Source organism: Clostridium sp. CTA-7, from assembly GCF_054768095.1.
In genome coordinates this window covers 1-558 of record NZ_BAAAAV010000028.1, presented here as the reverse complement: position 1 = coordinate 558, position 558 = coordinate 1, and the positions used below count along the sequence as shown (strand labels likewise).

The window sequence follows — 558 nt, the reverse complement described above, 5'->3', positions numbered from 1 at the left end:
TCCTTCATCGGCTCCTGATGCCAAGGCATTCACCATGTGCCCTTTGTAGCTTGACCTTTATGGTTTTATAAATTACAAAGTTATTCACAAAGAATATTTTTGGCTTGTTGTCACTTCTCAATTAACGTTGTTAATTAAAGTTGTTTTTTATTCATGTGCAATTTTCAAAGAACAATGGTGGGTCTAAATGGACTCGAACCATCGACCTCACGCTTATCAGGCGTGCGCTCTAACCAGCTGAGCTATAGACCCATGTGGTGGAGGTAAAGGGATTCGAACCCTTGACCCCTTGCGTGCAAGGCAAGTGCTCTCCCAACTGAGCTATACCCCCACATTAATTTTGAGGTAAATCCCTCAAAATTGAACAGAAGTTAAGTTTAAACCTTCTTTTAAACTATACTAGATAAGCTTCTTGCTTACTAGATTTCTCCATAGAAAGGAGGTGATCCAGCCGCAGGTTCTCCTACGGCTACCTTGTTACGACTTCACCCCAATCGCTGACCCTACCTTAGGTCGCTGCCTCCCTTACGGGTTAGCTCACGAACTTTGGGTATTGCC

2 tRNA genes and 1 rRNA gene are annotated in these 558 nt (G+C 43.4%); all 3 read right to left on the bottom strand.

Annotation, left to right across the window (positions count from 1 at the left end):
- Nucleotides 1-175: 175 nt before the first annotated feature.
- A tRNA-Ile gene (locus tag ACYUEX_RS18705) sits at nucleotides 176-252 on the bottom strand.
- A 3-nt stretch (nucleotides 253-255) separates the two neighbouring features.
- Nucleotides 256-331: transfer RNA gene (locus tag ACYUEX_RS18700), tRNA-Ala, on the bottom strand.
- Nucleotides 332-435: 104 nt separating this feature from the next.
- Nucleotides 436-558, bottom strand: a 16S ribosomal RNA gene (locus ACYUEX_RS18695); the annotation flags it as partial.